17 protein-coding genes are annotated in these 24,708 nt (G+C 39.4%); 12 read left to right on the top strand and 5 right to left on the bottom strand.

The genetic code is table 11. The features are described 5' to 3' along the window. Nucleotides 1-43: 43 nt before the first annotated feature. The 3 genes from ACFSTH_RS18660 to pulA form a co-directional block, all read right to left on the bottom strand. Nucleotides 44-2,200 carry an anthranilate synthase component I gene (locus tag ACFSTH_RS18660; protein WP_377773034.1) on the bottom strand — a complete coding sequence of 719 codons (2,157 nt, stop codon included), beginning with the start codon at nucleotides 2,198-2,200 and terminating at the stop codon, nucleotides 44-46. Nucleotides 2,201-2,650: 450 nt separating this feature from the next. Beyond that, nucleotides 2,651-3,319 (bottom strand): hypothetical protein, encoded by a 669-nt coding sequence (locus ACFSTH_RS18655; RefSeq protein WP_377773036.1) that lies wholly within the window; start codon nucleotides 3,317-3,319, stop codon nucleotides 2,651-2,653. A 178-nt stretch (nucleotides 3,320-3,497) separates the two neighbouring features. Then, nucleotides 3,498-5,621 carry a type I pullulanase gene (gene pulA / locus ACFSTH_RS18650; protein WP_377773038.1) on the bottom strand — a complete coding sequence of 708 codons (2,124 nt, stop codon included), beginning with the start codon at nucleotides 5,619-5,621 and terminating at the stop codon, nucleotides 3,498-3,500. Nucleotides 5,622-5,785: 164 nt separating this feature from the next. On the opposite strand from pulA, the gene glgB reads away from it, so the two are divergent. The 9 genes from glgB to thrC all read left to right on the top strand — a co-directional run bounded on the left by glgB (nucleotide 5,786) and on the right by thrC (nucleotide 18,683). Further along, entirely contained in the window at nucleotides 5,786-7,702 is a 1,917-nt protein-coding gene (glgB, locus tag ACFSTH_RS18645; RefSeq protein ID WP_377773040.1) for a 1,4-alpha-glucan branching protein GlgB, read from the top strand. Nucleotides 7,703-7,714: 12 nt separating this feature from the next. Continuing rightward, the gene (locus ACFSTH_RS18640; RefSeq protein WP_377773042.1) at nucleotides 7,715-8,872 is read left to right on the top strand and encodes a glucose-1-phosphate adenylyltransferase; all 1,158 of its coding nucleotides are present in this window, start codon (nucleotides 7,715-7,717) and stop codon (nucleotides 8,870-8,872) included. Nucleotides 8,873-8,883: 11 nt separating this feature from the next. Then, nucleotides 8,884-9,981: a glucose-1-phosphate adenylyltransferase subunit GlgD gene (glgD, locus tag ACFSTH_RS18635; protein WP_377773144.1), complete on the top strand. Its 1,098-nt coding sequence runs from the start codon at nucleotides 8,884-8,886 to the stop codon at nucleotides 9,979-9,981. Between the two features lie 15 nt (nucleotides 9,982-9,996). Continuing rightward, a complete protein-coding gene (locus ACFSTH_RS18630; protein ID WP_377773146.1) occupies nucleotides 9,997-11,436 on the top strand; it encodes a glycogen synthase in 1,440 nt (479 codons plus the stop codon). Nucleotides 11,437-11,442: 6 nt separating this feature from the next. Further along, nucleotides 11,443-13,857 (top strand): glycogen/starch/alpha-glucan phosphorylase, encoded by a 2,415-nt coding sequence (locus tag ACFSTH_RS18625; protein WP_377773044.1) that lies wholly within the window; start codon nucleotides 11,443-11,445, stop codon nucleotides 13,855-13,857. A gap of 95 nt (nucleotides 13,858-13,952) precedes the next feature. Further along, nucleotides 13,953-15,011 carry a M42 family metallopeptidase gene (locus ACFSTH_RS18620; RefSeq protein ID WP_377773046.1) on the top strand — a complete coding sequence of 353 codons (1,059 nt, stop codon included), beginning with the start codon at nucleotides 13,953-13,955 and terminating at the stop codon, nucleotides 15,009-15,011. 184 nt (nucleotides 15,012-15,195) lie between these two features. Then, a complete protein-coding gene (locus ACFSTH_RS18615; RefSeq protein WP_377773048.1) occupies nucleotides 15,196-16,014 on the top strand; it encodes a sugar phosphate isomerase/epimerase family protein in 819 nt (272 codons plus the stop codon). Nucleotides 16,015-16,319: 305 nt separating this feature from the next. Further along, a complete protein-coding gene (locus ACFSTH_RS18610; RefSeq protein ID WP_377773050.1) occupies nucleotides 16,320-17,123 on the top strand; it encodes a TerC family protein in 804 nt (267 codons plus the stop codon). 168 nt (nucleotides 17,124-17,291) lie between these two features. Continuing rightward, a complete protein-coding gene (thrC, locus tag ACFSTH_RS18605) occupies nucleotides 17,292-18,683 on the top strand; it encodes a threonine synthase (RefSeq protein WP_377773052.1) in 1,392 nt (463 codons plus the stop codon). Between the two features lie 18 nt (nucleotides 18,684-18,701). On the opposite strand, the gene ACFSTH_RS18600 is transcribed toward thrC, so the two are convergent. Then, the gene (locus ACFSTH_RS18600; protein WP_377773054.1) at nucleotides 18,702-19,568 is read right to left on the bottom strand and encodes a helix-turn-helix domain-containing protein; all 867 of its coding nucleotides are present in this window, start codon (nucleotides 19,566-19,568) and stop codon (nucleotides 18,702-18,704) included. 148 nt (nucleotides 19,569-19,716) lie between these two features. Here ACFSTH_RS18600 and ACFSTH_RS18595 point away from each other — a divergent pair, with 148 nt between their 5' ends. The 3 genes from ACFSTH_RS18595 to ACFSTH_RS18585 all read left to right on the top strand — a co-directional run bounded on the left by ACFSTH_RS18595 (nucleotide 19,717) and on the right by ACFSTH_RS18585 (nucleotide 22,723). Next, nucleotides 19,717-20,778 carry a Gfo/Idh/MocA family protein gene (locus tag ACFSTH_RS18595; RefSeq protein ID WP_377773056.1) on the top strand — a complete coding sequence of 354 codons (1,062 nt, stop codon included), beginning with the start codon at nucleotides 19,717-19,719 and terminating at the stop codon, nucleotides 20,776-20,778. Next, a complete protein-coding gene (locus ACFSTH_RS18590) occupies nucleotides 20,775-21,632 on the top strand; it encodes a sugar phosphate isomerase/epimerase family protein (protein ID WP_377773058.1) in 858 nt (285 codons plus the stop codon). The genes ACFSTH_RS18595 and ACFSTH_RS18590 overlap by 4 nt, the downstream gene beginning before the upstream one ends. 203 nt (nucleotides 21,633-21,835) lie before the next feature. Further along, entirely contained in the window at nucleotides 21,836-22,723 is an 888-nt protein-coding gene (locus tag ACFSTH_RS18585; RefSeq protein WP_377773060.1) for a sugar phosphate isomerase/epimerase family protein, read from the top strand. A gap of 660 nt (nucleotides 22,724-23,383) precedes the next feature. Here the strand turns inward: ACFSTH_RS18585 and ACFSTH_RS18580 are convergent. After that, nucleotides 23,384-24,505: a glycoside hydrolase family 88 protein gene (locus ACFSTH_RS18580; RefSeq protein ID WP_377773062.1), complete on the bottom strand. Its 1,122-nt coding sequence runs from the start codon at nucleotides 24,503-24,505 to the stop codon at nucleotides 23,384-23,386. Nucleotides 24,506-24,708: the final 203 nt, after the last annotated feature.

Here is a 24,708-nt window from a genome sequence, read left to right as displayed (position 1 = left end):
CGGAGTTACGTAGATTACGGTTGTTATCGGACAGACTTCTAGATCACACTTGAGAAATAATGTTTTGAATAATTTTTAGTCCAATGGAATTACGTAAAGATAAAATCGATTCAGGATGGAATTGAACAGCAGATATAGGCAGCGCTTTATGTTCAATTGCCATAACAATACCATCGTCAGAAACAGCTGTTGTATCTAAGCAATCCGGTATAATTTCTGCATATAATGAATGATACCTACCTACAGTAAAATTTTCAGAAATGTCATTCCACAAAGCACTTTGTCTTAGTATATTGACTGATGATGACTTGCCATGCTGTGGATAATTTAGTATGTTTAATTTCCCACCAAAATACTCAACAATTCCTTGCATTCCAAGGCAAACTCCAAAAATCGGAATATTTCTTAACAAGCATAAATCAATCGTTTTCTTTAAATTGAACTCTTCGGGTCGTCCAGGTCCAGGAGATAACACCACTAGATCAAAGTTTTCATGAGTCTTTAATAAATTTTGGGCTAATGATGCCCGTAACGTTAATACGTCTGCACCTGTTTGTTTAAAATAGCTCGATAGAGTAAGTACAAATGAATCTTCATGATCAATTATTAGTATTTTCTTCCCTTTTCCTTTAAGCAGAATTTCTTTATTCTCTATTTTTGGTGGTTTAGAGTTTCCCCTAATAGCTTCTACTAATGCGGCAGCTTTGGTGAGGGTCTCTGCTTCTTCATCTTCTGGTATGGAATCAATTAATAGAGTTGCTCCTACTCTTACTTCAGCGATATCATTCTTAATTCTGATTGTTCTCAGTGTCAAACCTGTATTTAAGTCTCCATTAAATGCGTAGTACCCTACAGCTCCGCCATACCATCCTCTTGGAGAGGATTCATGTTCTTCTATCCAACGAATAGCTGCACGCTTAGGTGCTCCAGTTATTGTGACCGCCCACATATGAGTCATAAATGCATCTAGCGAATCGAACTGCGGGCTTAAGCGACCCTCTACATGATCCACAGTATGGATAAGATGAGAGTACATTTCTAGCTGGCGTCTACCAATAACCTCAACCGAACCAGGAATACAAACTCTTGATTTATCATTACGATCAACATCTGTACACATCGTTAATTCTGCTTCATCTTTAGAAGAGTTTAGTAAGCTTTTTATTTGTTCAGCATCCTCTATTGCAGATGCTCCTCTTTTAACCGTTCCTGATATGGGACAAGTTTCTACTCTATTCCCTTCAACTCTTACATACATTTCCGGAGAAGATCCAACTAAGTATTCGTCTCCAAGATTGATAATAAATCCGTATGGACTCGGGTTAATAGCTTTTAAACGCGAAAATATGTTAGATGGAGAGTCTATACATTTTTCATAAATAGTATGCGAAGGAACAACTTCAAATAGGTCTCCTTTTTGAAAAGATTTTATTGCTTCTTCAACCAAATTCGCATATTTACCTAATTGATAAGCTTCTGATGAAAAACTGTTTTCTTTTTGTTTCATTAGTGTAGGATTGGTTCTTTCCAATCCTTTTGTTGAATTTCCATTAACATCAAAATCATATGAAAGTTGATATGCACACGCCAATTGATGATCTACGATAACAAGTTCATCTGGCAAGTAAAGAACTAAATCAGCTTGATCAGAATTACGTGAATGTTTAAGTTCCATAGACTCAAATTGAAAAACTAAATCATAACCAAAAGCTCCATAAAGCCCCAGGTATGAGTCCTCAGATGATGCAAACAAATTTTTAATTAAACGAATTACTGTAAATATAGATGGTTGTAACGTTCTTTCATCTTCACTAAAAATATTATTTTCCGAGTGAATAGTTCCTGAAATAATTTTATTCGTTGTATGAACCGTCACTTCAGAAAAATCAATAAGATAGTTATAAATAAAGCTAAGTAAAATCTCTCCTCTATTATTGAGCGATTTAATCGTGAAATTTTTACCGGATGAACGCATTTCTATTGGTGGATTAACAAAGCCGATATCCCATCTAGAATACCGTCCGGGGTATTCATAACCACTTGTGAATAAGGCACCTCTGTTATTATTAATTTCATTAAGAATGGAGTTTGTTGCGTTTTCAATTTTCAACGGTTCCAAATTGCGGTAAATAAAAACATTCTCTTGGATTTTATATTTTTTTTCTTCGGGGGTTAACTGTAAATGCGACAAAATACTCATAAATTCCTCCTAAAATCAGTTAGGAAGACAGAGAGAAGAGAGATTGAACAAATGTAAACGCTGGGGAGTGAAAATCTCAACTGAACTCAACTGAACTTAACTCATCTCATCTATCTAAACTGTAATCATTATCTTCCATAAAAGTATAACATTTGGTCTAATGAATAGCAAATACTAGTATCCATTCTCCAGAGTAATCGTAGAAGTCCTTATATAAAAAAATGTACAGTCTTGAAATACTTTATGATGCTACGACTAACACAAGTGCAAGCACTCGATAAGCTGTTGCCTTGGCCAGTAACTCTTCCGCTAACTTGCCACGTATTTAAATTATAGTACAGCATATCGTAGTCCTCATCTTATTTAAAAGGTGGGGACTGTTTGACGCTTACGATAAGAAAATATAATGCAGATGGTATAGGGGATGAATGTCAGTTTAGATTAAGGTTATTAATCAAACTTAATATCAAGATAAAGTACCTCATTTGTTTCTGGGTTAACCCATAAATATAAAGATTTAGAATGTGTTGATAGATATCTGATTGCCAAAGAATTCTTTAAATCATCAGTTAAGTACCACTTATTTGGTGTTATTATTAATTCCTTCTCTATTTGGTTACTCATGGTGATAAGGTTCCAAGTGTCAGTGAAATCATCAGAATAATAAGGAACAATTTGCGAGGAGACAATCTTGTATACTTTTTTGTTAGATATATCAGCGACGTTCGTTAAAGATTCTTGAGAAAAAAATAAATCTAGTATGATCGGATGAATTTTACTTTGTTCATAGGCTTCGTTCAATTTTTGGATGGATTGTCTACGTATTTTCTTCAAAATAAGATTATCAGGATTTCCTTTTGTGCGGGAAATTTTCACATTTTCAAAATGACTTCCGAGATGCTCAAGAGATGTTTGATATAAATTTTCATTCGGTATTGAAAAAAACACTGTATTCGATTCTCCATGTAATATAGATAAGGATAAGTAAAATTGAGATAAGGTTGAGAAGATAGATTTTGTTTCACTTAAATCAAGCGTACTGATCTTGGGTGGATAAATACGTTCTAGATTACCTTCGTAAAATAATCCACCAGAGGGAACATTAACAATCCAATCCATAATTAACGTCCTTTCTTAGTAAGGTATAGTCATTGCTTGTCGCGATGAAGTTCGATAATTTCTTGTAATGCTACCGGAGAAATTACTTGTTTATTATATACCAACCAATTTTACCATTATATTCATAAAATATAAATAGCCCCAATCCTAATACACAGTGGATTGGGGCTACTATGCTTTACGTACGTTCTTTTATCCAGATGAGCATTTCATAGGGAGCGATTGTTGCTGTCTGCTCAGCAAGGAAGCTAGGTAGTGAAGTGGGCTGGTTCACATTGCTGAGCAGTTGTTTCCATCTGCCTAGTGCTGGCATGGCAATCTGTCTTTGTTCGTTTAATGGGTTTACATAGATAGCAATATCTGCGGTATCGCCGAGCAGTATATAGCCAAATACGGGGGAAGGAGTGCTGATGATATGCAATCGCTGCTCGATTTCCCGTGCAGTTGTTAAGCGGAAGTGAGCATAGTTTTTGCGTAGTGCAATAAGTTGCTGTACCCAGTAGATATAGTCCGCTTCTTGTTCTCGTAATTTCCAGTTGAGCTGATTAATGGCATCTCCTGCGATGTAGCTGTTTGGGTCTCCTTGTTTGCTTCGCAAAAATTCTTGCCCTGCATGAAGGAAGGGGACTCCTTGACTAAGCAATGTTATCCCCGTAGCTAATTGATGCATTCTCCTTCGCTGCTCGGTCGTGTCTGCTTGATTACTTAGTGACAGTTTATCGGCAAGTGTATGATTGTCGTGACATTCTACGAAGTTGATCGATTGGAGTGGGTGGGTAAATAGTTTTCCTGCAAATCTTGTATCGGATGATCCCGCTACTAGTTGCGGTAATCGTTCGCTAAAATAGCCGTCTCCGTTGACGTAGCCTTTGCCTAGCGACTGGAACAAATCACCCTTTAATGTATCACGAAAATAATCGTTAAAAAAACTATATGCTGGTAGCTGCTTGGCATTGCTTGTCGTTGCTTGTTCATGCTCAGGTAGGGGAGTATTTAATTGCCACCCTTCCCCAAGTAGTAGTATCGGTCTGTTCATTTGGGCAGCGCGCTGCTCAATGAGTTGCATGGTCGTAATGTCCATTGCTCCCATCAGATCAAAGCGAAAGCCATCTATGTGAAATTGTTGTAGCCAATAATCGACCGCATCTAAAATTAGTTTGCGCACCATCTTACGTTCGGTCGCTAGGTCGTTACCTGTTCCGCTGCCATTACTGCGCTGTCCGTTTGCGTTAGTGCGAAAATAATAGCCAGGTACTAATTGTTCGTAGACCGATGATTCATAATAGTAGACATGGTTATAGACAACATCCAAAATGACTGACATACCTGCTTCATGGATGGCATGAATCATTTGTTTACATTCTGTTATACGAGTAAGGGGATCAGCTGCATCAGTAGCATAACTTCCTTCGGGTACAAAATAAAATAAAGGATCATAGCCCCAGTTATAACTATGTTGTGGGTTTAATTCGTCTACTCGGGCAAAGTCTTGCAACGGCAGAAGCTGAATATGGGTAACGCCTAATTGCTGGATATATGATAAACCTGTGGAACTGCCTGCTGGTGTAGTCGTTTGTTGTTCCGTCAACCCTAGAAATTTCCCTTTATGTTGTACACCACTGTCAGCAGAGCTGGTAGCATCCCGCACATGTAATTCGTAAATAATAGCATCTTGTTTTAGAGTCGGAGGGTAGGGCGCTGTATGAAAATGGGGAGGATCAGAGTCTGACAGATCAACAACGACACTATAGGTACTATTAGCTGTTAGCCCTTTGGTATAGGGGTCATTGATTAGCTTTTTTTCTCCGTGTATAGTCACAGCAAATTGGTAAAGCACATTTTTCAAATCGCCAGTTACGGTAGTTTGCCATACCCCATTTGCTTTTCTCATCATTGTTACTCGTTGATCGGTTTGTAATAGTAGCTCGACCTGGATGGCGGTAGGTGTCCATACGGCAAAGGTTGTGCTTGCTGGGGAGTAGTCTGCGCCTAGTCGTTCTTCACTAGCATCATATATCTGATCAAACCACGCTGTTTGAACGACATATCTAGGATAAATAGGGAATACAATGTCATTAAAGTGTAGATAAAGCTGTCGCTCCAACGGAACATTTTGTTCTAATGTGATGGTAGCTGTAGTCGAGTTTGTCCAGTGAACAGACGATAGCAATAACGGTACTGTGGGAGTATTGTTCTCCACAGTTTCATCGGTAGTAACTATTATTTTGTTACGATCGATAGCAGCTATTCCTTCTAACGTAATTAGCTTTTCTCCATCGATCCAAGCATGTAGCTTTGTCATTGCAACATTCCTCGTTTCTTTCCATCGTTGATGAAAGACGTATTACTATCTATATTAATTGATTTCATGAATAGGACAGATAAGGGTCTATTCTACAAACATTCTCATATAATGGTAACAAACCTTTTACGTATTGCTACTTACCGTATTCGAAAGGAGTTACTATGTTGCAACAAATCGTAGATACAGACGCTTATTTATTCCATCAAGGGACGCACTATTACAGTTATACATTTCTTGGTTGTCATAGAAGTGAGGTAGCTGGTCAAACAGGACTCCGCTTTGTCGTTTGGGCTCCCCATGCAGTAGCGGTGGAAGTCGCTGGAGACTTTAACGATTGGACGGGAGCTGGCTATTCACTTGAACGATTAACCGAAGCGGGATTATGGGGGGCTTTTTTTACCACTATTGCTTCTCAACAAGCTTACAAATATCGGATTACACCAACAGAAGGTCACCCCTTTTTGAAGGCAGATCCTTATGCATTTGCCGCAGAGCTTAGACCACTCACAGCCTCTTTAACACCGTCTCCTAAGAAGTATATGTGGAAAGATCAAAAGTGGGAAAAGAAAAAGAAAAAATATGAGTCGCACAAACGACCGATTACTATTTATGAATTGCATCTTGGTTCTTGGCAACAGAAAGCAGACGGTAGTTTTTATAGTTACCGAGAATTGGCAGGGCTAATTGTTCCTTACGTTATAAAGTTAGGTTATACCCACATCGAGTTACTACCGATAGCGGAGCATCCACTAGATATGTCGTGGGGATACCAAATAACGGGCTATTATGCACCGACGAGTCGTTATGGTTCGCCTGATGATTTTAAGTACTTTGTTGATCAATGTCATCAACATCATCTTGGCGTTATATTGGACTGGGTTCCAGGTCATTTTTGCAGAGATGATCACGGTTTACGTCTATTTGACGGCAGTCCGCTATATGAATATAGTGATCCCCTTAAAGCAGATAAGCGGTCTTGGGGAACGTTAACGTTTGATTTTGGCCGACCAGAAGTACAAAGCTTTCTTATTTCGAACGCACTTTATTGGCTAAAAGAGTTTCACATTGACGGATTGCGGGTAGATGCGGTAGCTAGTATGACATCGCTTAATTTTGATAGAGGGGATGAAGAAGAACAGCTGAAAAATAGTTGGGGAACAGCTGAAAATTTAGAAGCGCTAGCTTTTATTAGAAAGTTAAATGAAGTTGTATTTCGCTATTATCCTAGTGCACTCATGATGGCGGAAGATAGCTCGGATTTTGTAGGAGTTAGCAAACCTACTTATACTGGGGGACTTGGCTTTAATTATAAATGGGATATGGGCTGGATGAACGATATTCTTACTTACATGGCATACGATCCTGTCTATCGCAAGTGGCATCATCATTTGCTTACTTTTTCCTTTATGTACACCTATAACGAAAACTTCTTACTACCTCTTTCACATGATGAAGTAGTTCATGGAAAAAAATCATTGCTAAACAAAATGCCTGGTGATCAGTGGCAGCAATTTGCTAATTTAAGATTATTGTATGGCTTTATGATGGTTCATCCAGGTAAAAAGCTGTTATTTATGGGCGGAGAATTTGGTCAGTATATCGAATGGCGGGATCAATATCAGTTGGATTGGCATTTGTTAGAGTACCCGTTACATCATGCACTGTTTCATTATGTGAAAGATTTAAACTTCTTTTATCGGTCGCAGTCGGCTTTGTTTGAGCTAGATCATCAGCCGGACGGCTTACAATTTATCGATGCCGATAATAACGAGCAAGGCGTTTTAATTTTTATAAGAAAAGGTAACGAGCTTGCCAAGCAAGTATTGATCCTGTGCAATTTCACACCCCAAGTTTACTACGATTTTAAAGTAGGCGTACCAATTCCAGGTAGTTACCAGGAAATATTTAACTCGGATCTTGCTTTATATGGCGGATCGGATCAGCGAAATACTTCCCTCCTGTTTAGTGTTCCGGAAGAGTGGCATGGTCAATCACAGCATGTAACATTGAAAATTCCACCATTAGCCATTTCTATTTGGCAATTAGTAGATGTACCGTACAACGAAATATGTTCTTGAGGAGGAGTATTAATGAAAAAAGAGTGTGTAACGATGATTTTGGCAGGTGGTGTTGGGAAGCGCTTAGGAGCATTAACGAAAAATGTTGCTAAACCAGCAGTTCCGTTCGGTTCTCGCTATCGAATTATTGATTTTACTTTAAGTAATTGTTTGAACTCTCACATGCATACAGTTGGTGTGTTGACGCAATATGCGCCACTAGAGCTGCACAAACATATCGGTGTTGGTAAACCGTGGGATTTGGATAGACATGAGGATGGTTTAACGATATTATCACCGTTTACCGAAAATAATGGCGGAAATTGGTATTCGGGCACAGCAGATGCTATTACGACAAATATTCATTTTATTGATCGATATGATCCGGAATATGTTCTTATTTTATCGGGGGACCACATTTATCATATGGATTACAACAAACTCCTTCGGTACCATAAGGAAAAAAAGGCAGATGTAACAATCTCTGTACTGGAAGTGCCATGGCAGGATACGTCGCGTTTCGGCATACTGAATACGACAGAGCGATTGCGTATTTATGATTTTGAAGAAAAACCTACCAATGCTAGTAGCAATCTAGCATCGATGGGTATTTATATATTTAATTGGAAACTATTAAAAAGTTATTTGCAGCAAGATGCCTTATCGTCGACATCTCATCACGACTTCGGGCATGATATTATTCCTGCCATGCTTGCGGATAATCGTCATTTGTATGCTTATGAATTTGCCGGATACTGGAAAGATGTCGGTACGATTCAAAGTTATTGGGAAGCTCATATGGATTTGTTAGAAGAAGATCTATCACTACTATTTAATAACAAAGATTGGCGCACTTATTCTCACGATTCTAATTTTGCACCACAGTTAATATCTTCCACTGCTAAAGTCGCGCATTCGCTAATCAATAATGGCTGCATCATTGACGGTCAAGTAAAACAGTCTGTTTTGTTTGAAAATGTCCACGTAGATATAGGCTCTGTCATGCAACAATCGATCTTGTTACCTGGCGTACATGTCGGTCGTAACGTAGTGCTGGAGCGAGTGATTGTGCAAGAAAATGTAAAAATCCCTGATTACACAACGATTGTCGCTCGTCCAGGCGAGGAGCCGATAGTTGTATCGAATGAGTATTTACAGCAAATTATCGAAAACGAAGATAAGGTGGGATAGTGTTGGAAACGATGATGGGGTTAATCAATTTGGAACATGAGCATGATTTCTTAAATGAATTAACATATTTTCGCTGTGGGGCAGCAGTTCCGTTCGCAGGACGGTATCGTCTCATCGACTTTGCACTATCTAATATGACGAAGTCGAATATGAATGAAATTGCGATCTTTACTCGTAGTAAGTATCGCTCGTTAATGGATCATCTTGGCTCAGGAGCAGATTGGGATCTGGACAAACGGCATGGCGGTTTGTTTATTTTACCACCAGATTGGCACGATCCTACGGATATATCGAAAGGTGACTTGAGTCATTTTCATAATAATAGAGATTATTTTACACGAGGAAAATCAAATTACGTATTAATTAGTGGTAGTCAGTTTATTTGTAATACAACGTATGATTCTTTGTTTGAACACCATCTTTCTAGTGGGGCAGACGTTACGTTATTAACGACGACATATGATCCGCTGCTGCCAGAGCATGATATTTGTATTAAGGTGGGCACTGATGAGAATGGAGTTGTCCATTCATTAACGAACGATCATAAACAACCGCGCGTGTTTTCTGGTATCTATGTGATGCGTAAATCATTGTTACTAGAGTTAGTAGATGAATGCATTGCTAATTATAAAAGTCACTTTTTTTTGGATGGGATTAAAGCTAATTTAGATCGGCTACACATTAATGCTTATGAATATGACGGGTATAGTGGCATTGTTAATTCTATCGATAGCTACTATCGGCAAAATATGGCGTTGCTAGAGTCAACTAACTATCAGCAGCTATTTCCAGATGGGCAACGTATTTTAACGAAGATTGGCAATCAAACGGCTACAAAATATACGAAAACAGCAGAAGTGTCGAATTCTTTAATTGCTACAGGGGGCGTAATGGAAGGGACTGTGGAAAATAGCGTGTTGTTCCGCAATGTGCATGTAGGTAAAGGAGCGTTTGTGAAAAATTGCATCATTATGCAGCACTGTACGATTGCTCCTGGTGCTTATTTAGAAAATGTCATTATGGATAAAGATGTTACGATTTCTATGGATCAAGTATTAATAGGTGCGAAAGAACAGCCCTATATTATAGCCAAGCGAAAAATAGTATAAGGAGCTACGATAGTGATGAAAAAAAAGGTGTTATTTGTAGCATCGGAGTGTACGCCCTTCGTCAAAACAGGTGGTCTCGCCGATGTGATCGGTTCTTTACCACAAGCATTACAGCACTACACCGAAACGGATGTGCGGGTCATTCTCCCACTTCATCAAACTATTATTGCGAATTGGGAGGAACAACTGGAATACGTCACATCTATTGATGTATCGATTGGTTGGCGAAAGCAGGAAGCGAAATTATATCAGTTCTGTTATAAAGGGATACATTACTATTTTGTTGGCAACGATTATTATTTCGCTCGCCAGGACATCTATGGTTACTATGATGATGGTGAGCGATACATTTTTTTCTGTCAAGCAGTGAGTCAACTACTACCACAACTAGCTTTTCAGGCCGATATACTCCATGCTCATGATTGGCAAGCTGGATTAGCGTTAGCTTTTGCCAAAATTAGTAGCCCGCAATCTTCTATGAAGACGGTATTTACTATTCATAATATTAAGTATCAAGGAATTATACCGAAAGACGCTTATGATGATCTATTTAATCTTGCCCCCGAGCATATGGGTGGTTTGGAGTGGAATGGGCTGCTTAATTGTATGAAAAGCGGTCTCTTTCATGCGGACAAAATAACAACGGTAAGCCCAACTTATGCGGCTGAGATTATGACTCCTTATTATGGAGAAGGGTTGTATTCGTTATTGGCGGAACGACAAAGTGATGTGGTCGGCATTATTAATGGGATCGATATCGATGAATATAATCCCGAGACGGATCAGCATCTTATAGCACCCTACGAAGCAGCGGGAACAGCAAAACAGCAAAACAAACTGGCGTTGCAACGAAAGCTTGGTTTGCCGGTCAATAGGGAGAAGCCACTATACGCGATTGTTTCTCGTTTGGTAGAACAAAAAGGACTTTATTTGGTAAAGGAAATTTTGGATGAGTTTTTGCAAGAAGACGTTCAGTTTGTCGTGTTAGGCAGTGGTGATGCGCAGTTTGAACAGTTTTTTGGGCAAGCGGCGGAGCGCAACAAAGAAAAGCTGGCGGTTTTTATTGGCTTCGATGAAGGGCTAGCTAGACAAGTATATGCAGCAAGCGACTTCTTTGTAATGCCGTCTTTGTTTGAGCCATGTGGGTTGGCACAATTGATTGCTTTGCAATATAAGTCTGCACCTATCGTTAGAGAAACGGGTGGATTAAAAGATACGGTTACGCCTTTTAACGAACATACAGGTCTCGGTAATGGATTTAGTTTTACGAACTATAACGCGCATGATTTGTTACATACACTAAAATACGCACTTCATACTTATTACGATACCGACCAATGGTCTATTCTAATGGAAAACATTCAGCAAAGTACATTTAGTTGGAAGGAGTCGGCGGATGAATACGCAAAGCTGTACTTATCGTTTGGTGAAGCATTGCATACTAAAAAGGAGTGACTAACGTTGACGAAATGGACAGTGGAGGAGCTTATTCCAGCGATTAGAAGTACAATGGAACGTACGTATAACAAATCGGTAGAAAGTGCATCCATACAAGAAGTATTTGATGTAGTAAGTACGATTGTGAACCAAACGATTGAAGTAAATTGGAGTAAGACGAACAACCACTATCGAGAGAAAAATCCTAAACAAGTGTATTACTTGTCCATGGAATTTTTAATCGGAAGATTGTTAGATAGTAATTTACTAAATAGCGGTATGTGGGATGTTTGCAATGAGGCACTAACTAGTCTGGGCTTTGATCCGATAGAAGTGTATCGACAGGAACGTGATCCTGGTTTAGGAAATGGGGGGTTGGGTCGGCTGGCAGCTTGCTTTTTAGATTCTTTGGCTTCGCTTAACTATCCGGGGCACGGGTATGGTATTCGCTATCGCTATGGCTTATTTGAGCAGCGTCTAATTAATGGCTACCAAGTGGAACTACCAGACGATTGGTTAATTAAACCTTATCCATGGGAAAAACGTAGAGCAGACGAAGCTATCCAAATTGAGTTTGGCGGAAAAGCTTATTTGCAACAGCGTGCGGACGGGTCACTAGCGTGTATATATGAACAAACCGATAAAGTACTAGCAGTTCCCTATGATATTCCAATTGTAGGATACCATAATGAAGTAGTTAATACGTTACGGTTGTGGAGTGCCGAGCCGATTAGTACGAAGGATAGACCAGATCGAGATGCACACTACAGTCAACTAGATAACAACCATGCGATTGAACAAATTTCCGGTATATTGTATCCCGATGATTCGAGTGAACAAGGAAAAATGTTACGGATTAAGCAACAGTATTTTTTGGTTACAGCTACACTAAAACAAATGATTAAAGATTTTAAAGCGACCAATCAACAATCGTTGGTAGACTTTGCGGACAAAGTAGTCATTCAAATTAATGATACGCATCCTAGTTTAGCTATTCCTGAATTAATGAGAATTTTGCTGGACGAGGAAAGGGTAGACTGGGACGTCGCCTGGGCAATGACAACGAAAGTTTTCGCCTACACGAACCATACGATTATGAGCGAAGCGTTAGAGAAATGGCATGTTAATCAGATAAAGTCGCTTTTGCCGCGTTTGTATATGATTATTGAGGAAATTAATGAACGCTTTTGTCAAACGATTTGGCAGGATTACCCGCATCTGCGTGAGCGCATTCCAGCTATGGCTATTATTGCTGATGAACAAGTGCATATGGCTCGATTGGCGATGGTGGGCAGCTTCAGCGTAAATGGCGTAGCAAAATTGCATACCGAAATTATTAAAACGGAAGAAATGAAAGATTTTTATGCGTTATATCCAGAACGATTTAACAACAAAACGAATGGGATTACACATCGCCGTTGGTTAATGATGGCTAATCCTCGTCTAGCGCAATTAATTACGAATACGATTGGGACACAATGGATCAAACGTCCAAGAGAATTAACCCATTTACTTCGTTATACGAAAGATCAGCCTTTATTAGAAAAACTAGGGGAAATTAAACAACATAACAAACAAAAACTAGCTGATTTTATTCACCATTCTACTGGCATTTTAGTGGATAGTCAGTCTATTTTTGATGTGCAAATTAAAAGGCTGCATGAGTATAAACGGCAATTGCTCAATATCATGCACGTTATTTATTTATACAATGAGTTAAAGGAAAATCGTCAATTAGAAATTACACCACGAACATTTATATTTGCAGCGAAAGCAGCACCAAGTTATTATTTTGCCAAAGAAGTTATTAAACTGATTAATACTGTCGCTGCTGTTGTGAATGCGGATGCCGATATAAAAGGGAAGTTGAAAGTTGTTTTTTTAGAAAATTATAACGTTACTTTAGCCGAAAGAATTATTCCGGCAGCAGATGTTAGTGAACAAATATCAACCGCTAGTAAAGAGGCATCTGGAACGGGAAATATGAAAATGATGATGAACGGTGCGCTTACGCTAGGTACGTTGGATGGAGCCAATATAGAAATAGAACAACTGGTTAAGCCGGCCAATATTTTTATATTCGGACTTCGTGCAGAAGAAGTGTACGATTATTATCGAAATGGTGGATATAGTGCTCATGAAATTTATCAAAACGACGAAAGAATTAATCGGATTTTGCATCAGTTAAGAGATGGTTTGTTCGGTCAACAAAATTTTGAAAATATTTATTATCAACTATTATCTGCGAATGATCCGTATTTCGTTTTAAAAGATTTTGACAGCTACGTGGAGACGCAACAACTGGTAGATCAAGCATATCAGCAGCCTAATAAATGGCTATCCAAAAGCTTAGTGAACATTGCTCATTCCGGCAAGTTTTCTAGTGACCGAACGATTCAAGAATACGCGACAGGTATTTGGAAAATTGAGAAGTTATAGTTGTTTTGGCAAGCTGAATGTCATGCTGCATTTTGATCATGTATAATGAAAGGAAGGGGAATACTCCAGATGAAATAAGAAGGTAGGTTGATTTTTTGGATACAAAAACATTAGCGCTATTTCAAACATTGACAGAACTGCCAGGCGTTCCTGGTCACGAGCAACAAGTGAGAGCATTTATGCGAGAGCAGCTAACACCGTATGCAGACGAAATAATCGGTGATCGATTAGGTAGCATTTTTGGTGTAAAGCATGGACCGGCTGGTGCGCCCAAAGTAATGGTAATGGGACATATGGATGAAGTTGGTTTTATGGTAACTGCAATTACGGCATACGGTATGCTAAAGTTTGTTCCGCTTGGTGGTTTTCGTCCCCAAGTTTTGTTAGGGCAAAGAGTCCGCGTTATGACAAGTACGAAGCAGCTTGATGGCATTATTATGACGAGTCCAGCTTTTTTGCAAGACAATGAACGAGCTGTACCAATCGATAAATTGTTCATCGATATCGGTGTAAGTACAAAGCAAGCAGCGGTCGATGCAGGGATTGTCCCTGGGCAGCAAGCTGTTTTTCATAGTCCATTCACTCCACTTGTCGACGGGAAACATATCATGGCGAAAGCTTGGGATAACCGTTATGGTGTAGGATTAGCGATTGAGCTGATACAAGAACTGCATGGAGAGCAGTTACCTAACCAATTGTATGCGGGGGCGAGTGTGCAGGAAGAAGTGGGCTTGCGTGGAGCGCAAACAGCAGCTCAATTAATCCAACCCGATATTGCTTATATAGTAGATGCGAGCCCAGAATTATCTTTTGCTGGTGATACAGAGGCGATGGGTCGACTTGGTGATGGAACATTGCTACGAATAATGGATGCTACGATGATTACCGATCGACGTTTAGTCGAATTTATTACAGATATAGCGCAGACGTATCATATTAAATACCAGTACTATGTTGGCAAAGGTGGAACTGATGCAGGTAGAGTTCATTTGAGTGGAATTGGTGTACCATCGACAGTCGTTGGTATATGCGCTCGTTATGCCCATAGCGGCGCATCGATTATTCATACGGAAGACTACGCGCAAGCGAAGGAATTATTAAAGCAATTAGTTCGCCATACGGATGCGACGATGCTAAAGACTGTTACGGAGTAAGCAAGTTTTGATACAATGCCATTTCCATCTGTATTTGTCAGAGGGAGATGGTGTTTTTTATATCGGTAGCATCAATTACAGTTATCCTTGTAATGGCTTACATATTGAGATAAGCTGTAGTTGTTGTTATTTTGTTAAGTATTAAATTTAGGAAATAGGAATATATAAAGGGAGTGAGCATAAAATGAGTTTACAAGTAAAAGTATTTAAAACAACGTGGGGCATGACAGGTAGTATGGAAGAACAGCTGGAGAAAATTGCTGCAGGAGGCTATGAAGGGGTAGAAGGTCCCATGCCAAGTGTAGAACAAACGCCATTATTTCGTAATTTGTTGGAGCAGTATAAGTTAGAATATATTCCAATGATTTATACGTATGATATAGCAGGAAGTCACGTGGAAAGTTTTCGCCAACAATTGGAGCGGGCAATGTCGTTTTCTCCTAAAAAAGTAAACGCCCACAGTGGAAAAGATTGGATGAGTTTTGCTGAGAAAATCGAATATTTTGAACACGCTTTAAAAATTGAAAATGAGTTGGGTGCAGTGGTGGCACATGAGACACATCGTGGACGAGCGACGTTCGCTGCTCGAGAAACATATGAATTGCTACAACAGTTACCAGAATTGAAACTATGTGCTGATTTTAGTCACTGGGTAGTTGTATCGGAATCTTTGCTAGAAGATCAACAACAATATTTGCAATTGGCGATGGAAAGAACGATTCATTTACATACCAGAGTTGGCTTTGCACAAGGACCACAAGTACCAGATCCAGCCGCTCCTGAATATGCGAATGAATTGGAAGCGCATATCAGTTGGTGGGAACAAATATATCGATTGCATCATGCAAGAGGTGAGCAAGAAATTACGATTGATCCGGAGTTTGGACCACCAGCTTATTTGCATACGTTACCATATACGCAACAGCCAGTAGCTGATCTATGGGATGTTACACTATGGACTGCCCAATTATTGAGAAGCCGATTGGCTAATGTTAAACTATAGTTTATTGGGAAATGATGATTGACTAATTAGTCGTAGTAATAGTATTATTATAAAGTAGTAAGTAGCAGGATGAAACCTTCATCATCTAGTTGCGTATAACGTAATTGTAAGCCAAAGTTGAATAATAGATCACACTCCAAAGGGGAGTAGCTGCCACAGTAAAGTCGTCATGACGAGAGAAATCTCCGGTTTTACTGGCAACGCACAACGTTGTTTGCGAGACCTTTGCCTATTTAGGCAAAGGTTTTTTTGTGTGATCAACCAAAATGTAGTAGATGTTATAATATGTAACTGGAGGAATGTTCATGGATTTAGGGATTTGGTTAGAGTATGGATGGGTGTTACTTGTATTGATTGCACTTGAAGGATTGCTAGCAGCCGATAATGCACTTGTACTCGCAATAATGGTAAAACATTTACCGGAGAAACAACGAAAGAAAGCATTGTTTTACGGATTGGGAGGAGCCTTCATATTTCGACTTCTATCCTTGTTCGCCATTTCATTTTTGGTCGATGTATGGCAAGTACAAGCGATTGGCGCATTATATTTGCTCTTTATGGCCATCAATCATATCGTCCGAAAGTTAATTGTAAAAAACCAAGAAGATTCTGTCGATGGAGCAGCCAAACCAGATAAAAAGGGTAGTGGCTTCTGGATGACTATACTTAAAGTAGAGATTGCCGATATTGCATTCGCAGTCGATTCCATACTCGCAGCAGTTGCTTTGGCAGTCGCTTTGCCAGAAATGCCAATCGGTAACATTGGTGGTATGAATGGTGGACACTTTATCGTTATATTTTTAGGTGGTTTTATAGGTTTACTCATTATGCGTTTTGCAGCAAATTTGTTTGTAAAATTATTAGAGAGCCGTCCTGGTTTAGAAATTGCTGCATTTGTTATCGTTGGTTGGGTTGGAGTAAAATTAGCTGTCCATACGTTATCGCACAAAGCAATTAATGTTATTCCACATGAATTTGCAGAATCTACAGGATGGAAAGCAACGTTCTATATCGTACTTATACTTATTGCCGTTTGTGGATGGTTTTTATCGAATGATAAAGATAAGAAAAATTCGAATAAACAAACGAATTCGGAGCAAGTATCTTAATAGATATAGTGCTTGTTATAATGAAGGGAAAAAGCGTCTGTATGTTAAAATAGCATACGGGCGTTTTTTTGTGTTGCCAATACTCGATTTTTATGGTCGTTAATGATAATATAAAGTATGATTATCGAGCGAAATGTGGCTGTTGACTACTAGTAGGGGGAAGTATAAATGAAATATGCAAGTACAAGAGGTAATGTTGCTGGCATAGGCTTTATCGATGCGTTTATGATGGGGCTAGCCAATGATGGTGGATTGCTTATACCAGAGCAAATACCGCAAGTGTCTGTTGCACAACTGGAGCAGTGGCGTACATTAGAATATACAGAGCTTGTCCAAGCGATCTTTGAACTATATGTCGATGGAGAAATTCCATCCGGAGAATTAAAACAATTGATCGAAAGTAGCTATGCTACATTTCGTACCCCTGAAGTAACACCTGTCCAGCAGTTAAAGGATGACTTGTATTTATTGGAGTTATTTCACGGTCCTACTTTTGCATTTAAAGATGTGGCGCTGCAATTTATGGGACAATTATATAGTTATGTTGCGACAAAGACAGGACAGAAAATTAACATACTAGGTGCAACATCTGGGGATACAGGAGCTTCTGCTATAGCTGGATTGCGTGGCAAAGAAGGAATTAAAATTTGTATTTTACACCCCGAAGGAAAAGTAAGTCGCGTGCAAGAATTGCAAATGACTACTGTACTAGACGATAATGTATTGAACTTGTCGGTGGAAGGTAATTTTGACGATTGTCAGCGGATGATTAAAGAGTTGTTTTCAGATATTGATTTTAAAAATAAACATCAGCTAGCGGCTATTAATTCGATTAACTTCATTCGGATTATGGCGCAGACGGTTTATTATTTTTATGCTTATTTCCGCATTACCGAGCCAGGCAGTACGAAAAAAATTAATTTTAGTGTACCAACTGGCAATTTCGGTGATATTTTTGCTGGTTATTTGGCGAAACGAATGGGGCTACCGATTCATAAACTAATTTTAGCTACGAATGAAAATAACATTTTGGAGCGTTTTATAAACCAAGGTGTGTATAAGCCAGATCAATTTAAAATGACATATAGCCCATCGATGGACATTCAAGTAGCGAGCAACTTTGAACGATACTTGTATTACGTTACGGGTGAAAATACAGAACAAGTGAAATCTTTCATGCAACAGTTTGCTGAAAAAGGTGAAATAGTGATCGATTCGGCGATGTTGGCAATCGTTCAAGCAGAGTTTAGCGCTTATGGAGTAGCTGGCGAGCTTTGTTTGCAAACGATTAGTAAATATAATGAGGAAACGAACTATTTGCTCGATCCTCATTCGGCTTGCGGTGTTGCTGCTGCTGAACAATGTGCGGGGCAAGCAGAAATTACTGTATCGTTGGCGACAGCACATCCTGCTAAATTTGACGAAGCAATATCGCTATGTGGCATTAAGCAAACATTCCCAGATGCGATAGCGGAGCTATCCAATAAGCAGCAACGTCAAACAAAAGTAGACGGCGATCTAGCCGCGATAACGGACGAGCTTATTACATTTTACGGATAAATAGCAATCGATCAACAATTACAATCCTCTCGCTGCCGAGGGGGTTGTTTTTTTGTGCTTTTTAAACGTGCGGCTAAAATAATAAATATCATTAAATCCGGTTCGAGTAGCGATATCGGAGATAGTATAATTGCTATGTCGTAGCAAGTAATCAGCTTTATCCAGTCGAATGGCTGTTATATATTCCGTAATAGTACGACCGCATAATTCTTTAAATAATCGGCTAAAATGAAAGCGGCTAAGTCCAGTTAACGCTGCCAAAAAGTCAACGGAAAGCTCTTCGTCAAAGTGTTGTTCAATGTAATGAAAGACGGGATCGAATCGTTCAATATTTTTGATACGCTGCACGTATTCATACTGGCTTAATTCAATGGCAACATGATTTCGTAATAAAATAGTAAGTAAACGATATAGTTCGGCTTTAATCGCTAATTCATAGCCAAATGGTTGTTCATTCAATTCATCGACGATGTTCATCATACATAATTGCGCTTTTCGATCCTCTTTAATATGATTGCGCAGCAATAAACGATTTTGGGAAATCGGTGTAATGAATTTACTTTCAGCAGCATCAACGAATTGGCTTTGTAATAACGAAAGATCAGCAATTAGCGCATAGTAGGAAAGCGAGTCTGTTATGTTTATGCCATAGTGCAATTCATTACTATTAATGACAACGACATCGCCAGCTTGCACTTCTAGCGGGGTCGAACCGCACTCAATATAAGCTTTGCCAGAAACAAAATAAAGTATTTCAATATGTTCGTGCCAGTGGTGTGGAAATAATACTTCTCCGTATTTATGAAAGTTGCAAAAATGAACTTTTATTGGAAAACTAGGGTTGGGCATGTCCATCGTTTCACGTAACGATTCTATTTTTCGCAAAGTGAATTCACCTCTTAACAGTGATAGCACAAAAGTACAAATAAAGCGCACAGTGCTTCATGGCATGTTTTATTAGTTTTATTATAATACGTAATAAAGGGTAATGCACTTTTTTTTATAAAAAGCAAACTAATTGAGGTGGCTGACAATGGTGAAAAAAGTACAGATTGGTGTAATTGGAGTAGGGTCGATTTCAGAGATGCATTTGAATTCCTACCATAATCATGAACAAGTAACTATTCGTGCGGTGTGTGATTTGAATGAAGAACGTGCGAACCGAGTCGCAGAAAAATATAATGTGTCCCAAGTTTTTACTGATTACAAACAATTATTGGCTGATCCAGAGATCGATGCGGTAAGTATTTGTACGTGGAACAACTCTCACGCTGAAATTAGTATTGCTGCACTTCGAGCTGGAAAACATGTATTGGTGGAAAAGCCATTATGTCGTACAGTGGAAGAAGCGTTAGAAGTAGAAAGAGCAGTGCAAGAAACAGGAAAGCTGTTACAGGTTGGCTTTGTCCGTCGTTATGATGCAAATGCTCAATTACTTCGCTCTCTTGTAGATCAAGGAGAATTCGGAGAACTATATTATGCGAAAGCAACAAGTTTTCGTCGTTTAGGAAATCCAGGCGGTTGGTTTTCGGATATTGAACGTTCTGGTGGCGGTCCGCTAATTGATATCGGGGTACATGCAATTGACTTGTGCTGGTATATGATGGGCAAGCCGAAAGCGGTATCAGTAAGTGCTAACACGTATAAAAAGCTTGGTAATCGTTCTAATATTAACAATTTGTCGTATTATAAAGCAGCGGATTTTGACGCTTCCAAAAATACAGTAGAAGATTTGGCTAATGCATTGATTCGTTTTGAAAATGGGGCTTCGCTGTTAGTTGATGTTAGCTTTACACTTCATGCCAAAAAAGATGAGTCAGCTATTCGATTGTACGGAGAAAAAGGTGGGTTTGAGATCGATCCACAAGTGGCGATTGTAACGGAAAAAGAAAATACGATTATGAATATTGAGCCACAAACGGATCATGCTTCCTTCCATTTTGACAGTGCATTCCAAAACGAAATTAATCATTTTGTCGATTGTGTCACGAATAACAAACAGCCGATCAGCCCGGTTAATGATGGTGTGGAAATAATGAAGATATTAGTTGCTGTTTACGAATCTGCTGCAAAAGGTGAGGAGGTAAGACTATGAAATTAGGTGTCAGTACGTATAGTCTACATCAAGCATATCAGAGTGGAGAGATGTCGCTGGAAGAAGTTATTGCATTTATTGCAGAAGCGGGCGGCGACCATGTGGAGATTGTACCGATTGGTTATAATTTAGTTGAGCAACCAGAATTGATTACTACAATTAAAAATGCAGCAGCTGCCAGTGGGCTAGAAATTTCTAATTATGCGATTGGAGCTAACTTTGCTGATTTAAGTGATGCCGATTATCGGGCAGAAATTGAGCGAGTCAAGCAGGAAGTTGATGCAGCAGCAGCGCTTGGTGTAAAGCGAATGCGTCATGATGTCGCTAGCTCACCAGATTTATCGATTACTAATTTTATGAATCAGTTACCGAAATTAGCGGCAGCTTGCCAAGAAATTGCTGATCATGCGATGCAGTATGATATTACTACAAGTGTAGAAAATCATGGCTTTTTTATTCAACATAGTGATCGAGTAAAGGCGCTCGTAGCGGCTACTAATCGTGATAACTTTAAAACGACGTTGGATGTTGGAAATTTCTTATGTGATGATGAGCTGCCAACAGCAGCGGTTCAAAATAATATCGATATTGCGTCGATGGTTCATATTAAAGACTTTTTGTATCGTCCAAAACAACGGATACCAGGAGCAGGCTGGTTTAATACGGCAAATGGTAATTGGCTGCGCGGTACTATCGCAGGGCATGGCGACATTGATATGATTGAAGTGCTACGTATTATCAAAGCAAGTGGTTATGACGGTTATTTCTCTTTGGAGTTCGAAGGAATGGAAAATTGCCGTGAAGCAACTAAAATCGGTCTAGCCAACGTACGTCGTATTTGGGATAGCGTATAGTAACAGATTAGTTTAGCTGTAGTATTGTAGCATGCTAGTTAAACTGTAGTATTGTAGCGTGCTAGTTAAACTGTAGTATTGTAGCATGTTAGTTAAGCTATAGTATAGTAGCAGGCTAGTTTGGTTGTAGTATAATTGTATTGTAGATTTGTTATGTAGTAGTTACTAATTTTACGAAATTTACGAAAAGGAGCCGAATTCATTTGTTCAAACATAACATTGGCGTTATCGTGGACAGTTTCCAAGTCGGAGTACGTGAAGGGTTAAAAAAGGCAAAAGAAGTAGGAGCTGATGGTGTACAAATTTATGCTGTCAAAGGTGAGTTTACGCCAGCTGCTTTATCTCCTGCTGCTCGTCAAGAATATCGTAATTATATTTCTTCTCTAGGCTTAGAAATTTCTGCTCTTTGTGGCGATTTAGGGGGACATGGCTTTCAAGATGTTTCGTTGAATCGTGAAAAGATCGATGAGTCGAAGCGTATTATGGAGTTAGCGAAAGAACTAGGCACGGATATTGTAACGACACATATTGGGATTGTTCCAGATGATACGAATAGTGCCATTTATGAAGCAATGCAAACAGCGTGTGAAGAACTAAGTACATTTGCTAGTGGAATGGGATCGTACTTTGCTATTGAGACGGGACCAGAGAAATCTGCTCATCTGAAACAGTTTTTGGACACATTAAGTTCCAAAGGTGTTTCTGTTAACTTCGATCCAGCTAATATGGTAATGGTAACAGGGGATGATCCAGTACAAGGTGTTTATACACTGAAGGATTATATCGTTCATACTCATGCCAAAGACGGTATTCAACTTCGGCCAATCGATCCACGTGATGTTTATGGCTTCCTTGGTTACGAACAAGGAGCAGGAATGGATCATGAAGCAATTGCACAGATGGTAGAATCAGGCGACGCATTCCGTGAAGTACCACTCGGCGAAGGAGCTATCGACTGGAAAGCTTATTTGCAAGCATTGCATGATATTGGCTACAAAGGATATTTGACGATTGAGCGTGAAGTTGGCACCAGTCCAGAAGCCGATATTAAATTAGCGGTAGAGTTTTTGAAAAAATTGCAAAACAACTAATGTGCAGTTATAAAAAAAATAATATAAAGAGAACTCTGTTGAAATATAGAGACGTTTTATTAGGATAGGTAAGTTGGAGAAAACTGTGGAAGAACAGACGAGGCGAGCAAGTAGCGCCTGGTCTGTTTTCGTTTAACTAGATGTAGATCCTTGTTCCAAGGACTTCTGCTGCTGCTCAACATTCGATCTACAGCCGTTTTATGTAACAATGGGGTTGTGTAGTTGTGAAGTTATGAAATCGTGCAGCTGTCATGACGCACTAGGAGAACATTTATATGAAAAAACGTACAAACGGCTCTGTGTCGAGGCGAGAAGTGAAGGGTTCATACGAAAAAACGTACAAACGACCCTGTGAAGAGGGGTGTGACGAAGGTTTTATACGGAAAAACGTACAAACGGCTCTGTGTCGAGGTGAAAAGTGAAGGGGTTATACGAAAAAACGTACAAACGGTCAGATGCGTTCAGGTGAAGCACTCCAAAAGTTGGATTTCAACTTGAACTTTAATTCAAACTCCAACTCCAACTCCAACTTTTAGGGTCGCTACCACCATTACCTTAATATTTTGTTGTTAATGTTAGTGTGTCTGTTGGTTATCCGTTACCCGATGTTCATTATCCATATCCATCATTCATTATGCGTGACTGGTTATTAGTTATTAGTTATTCGTACCAGTATCCTTTGTGTCCTTTTTCTAGTCGCATTAATGCTTCAAAGTAGTAGTAGTCGCCCCAGATGACATAATCATCGGGTGAGGTGTTCGTGCGAACGCTGTAGGAACCGCGCTCTAGCAATCCTTCGGCATCTGGTTTGCCGATGGTAGCGTAGCCGTTGATTAATCCTTCCATCGAACGTTTCACACCGTCCTCTAACATAGCACGATCTGGATGGTCTTCTCCAATATGTTGAAGTATTTCTAGAGCACCGCATGCTGTAATGGCTGAAGCGGAGCTGTCTCGTTTGGTATCGGCGTTGATCGGAGCATCAAAGTCCCAATATACAACGTTATCTTCTGGCAAACGGGCAAAGAAATAACGAGCCATACGAATGGCAGTTTCCAAGTAAAGCGGATTTTTCGTATAGTGGTAAGATAGTGCAAATCCGTATACTCCCCAAGCTTGACCACGCGTCCATGTAGATCCGTCACGATACCCTTGATGCGTACCACCTCGCAAGGAATCACCAGTTGTTTGATCGAAGTAGAACGTATGATAGGAAGAATCGTCACCTCTTACTAGAAAACGACGACTAGCATCAGCATGACTGACAGCGACATCATAATATTTACGATCACCAGTTTGCTCGTATGCCCAATAGAGTAGTGGCAAATTCATCAAACAATCGATAATAATCCGTCCACCGTTATCCGGATCATCCTTCACACCCCAAGCTTGAATAATGTTCGTATTTTCTCTCCAGCGAGATAAGAGATGATCGGCAGCATCGATCGTCAATTGTTTTGCCGACTCGTCTTTTGTAACGATCCACTGTGCTTTAGAGGAAAGGGAATATAAAAAACCGATATCGTGGTGATCCAATACTTTTTTAATAGCTAATCGTTCTCGGAAATTTTCCGTTGCTTCTTGAGCAGCTTGCAGAAATTGCTCGTCTTTGCTGTATTCATAGCTTAACCACATCATTCCTGTCCAAAAGCCATTTGTCCAATCATTGTTGTCGTTGAGTTCATAACTGTCATTTGTACTAACGTGCGGGTATAGCCCTTGATAACGAATAATATTTTGTCGTGTTTTATTAATGGCATCTTCAATTGCTTTTGTCCACATAGTTCGCAGCTCCTTTAACATTATAATGACGAAGAAACGTATCGTTGCTTGTTCATATCATTGTTACTACTAACTGTTATTATTAATTGCTATTACTACATGTAGCTTATCAAACGAAAGACGAAGAAAGTACATTCATTTTGTGTTAAAATGTAGTTATATTGCGAAATTATCATCCAGAAAATAGAGGACGGAGCAAGCGG

The sequence above is a fragment of the Paenibacillus yanchengensis genome, from assembly GCF_042684845.1.
In the GTDB taxonomy this organism is placed as follows: Bacteria; Bacillota; Bacilli; order Paenibacillales; family Paenibacillaceae; genus Pristimantibacillus; species Pristimantibacillus yanchengensis.
Note: the sequence above shows the minus strand (reverse complement) of the source record. Positions and strands in the feature narration are given on the sequence as shown.